This window comes from Novosphingobium sp. ST904 (genome assembly GCF_001298105.1).
GTDB lineage: Bacteria > Pseudomonadota > Alphaproteobacteria > Sphingomonadales > Sphingomonadaceae > Novosphingobium.
In genome coordinates this window covers 1-1,029 of record NZ_LGJH01000021.1, presented here as the reverse complement: position 1 = coordinate 1,029, position 1,029 = coordinate 1, and the positions used below count along the sequence as shown (strand labels likewise).

Sequence of the window (1,029 nt, the reverse complement as noted above, 5' to 3'; positions counted from 1 at the left end):
CCACGACCTCCGACTGGCAGCCGGAGGCGAGGGAAACATGGGTCAATTCTCAATGGTAATTTATACGCCCCCCGGTTCACATCTCAGTGGCAATCAACACCGTAATGCCCAGTCGCTGGGCAGAGCCCTTCGGGCTGGTTGCGCTCGAAGCCATCGGATCAGGTGTGCCGGTCATTGTAAGCAACCGCGCGCTCGTTGCGCCCGAGATCGAGCGCGCCGGGTTTGGGCTTTCCGCTAATACTGCAAATCTGGAAGAATTCGCGCGTACCCTGCTGGACCTCCATGCCGACAATGCGCGGGTCAAACGCATGTCCACCCATGGGCACAAGAACTATCTCAATCTGTGCAACACACCAGAGAGCTGGGCGAATACAATCGTGAATCAATATGAACAGGCATTACTCTGAACATTAAAATCCACGCCACATTTCCTGTTCGCACAAAAAAGGGGCACAAAGCCCCTTCCCCCCACTTCCCTGAAGTGCGCAGCTCAATATGATCCTCGGGCAAACATGACTGCCGGGAGAGTTTTTAAAAGCAGCCATGCATCTAAAGCGAGACCTTTTCGTTCAACATAAGATACGTCCATGTCAACGCGCTGTTGATAGGATGTGTCGCTACGACCGCTTGTCTGCCATATTCCGGTTAGCCCCGGCCTGACCTGACAGTAGTATTCGAAATATGGGCCATATCGAAGAACTTCTTGTTCAACTATAGGGCGAGGCCCAACGATACTCATGTCTCCGGCCAGAACATTCAAAAGCTGCGGAAACTCATCAAGGCTCAATTTTCGCACGATTGCCCCAATGGGTGTCACGCGCGGGTCTCGGCGCAGTTTCCGGGTGCGTTCCCACTCGAAACGCGCTGCGAGATTGCTTTGCAGATGCTCCTTCAGGATCGCATCGCCATCAACCTTCATCGTGCGGAATTTAAGTGCCTGACTCGGAAGTTTCTCAACCGTAGCAATACCTTGCAGTTCTGCGGGTGAGCATGCGGATGGAGGCGATGGTGGCCCATGCCGTTGACGAT

Annotated in this window: 2 protein-coding genes; one reads left to right on the top strand and one right to left on the bottom strand. The window is 53.8% G+C overall.

The window, feature by feature from the left end; all coding sequences use genetic code 11:
- Positions 1 to 86 precede the first annotated feature (86 nt).
- Positions 87 to 407 (top strand): glycosyltransferase, encoded by a 321-nt coding sequence (locus ADT71_RS00115; protein WP_231635435.1) that lies wholly within the window; start codon positions 87 to 89, stop codon positions 405 to 407.
- A gap of 83 nt (positions 408 to 490) precedes the next feature.
- On the opposite strand, the gene ADT71_RS29785 is transcribed toward ADT71_RS00115, so the two are convergent.
- Complete coding sequence (locus ADT71_RS29785) at positions 491 to 967, bottom strand: sugar transferase (protein ID WP_231635436.1); 477 nt, start codon at positions 965 to 967, stop codon at positions 491 to 493.
- Positions 968 to 1,029 lie beyond the last annotated feature (62 nt).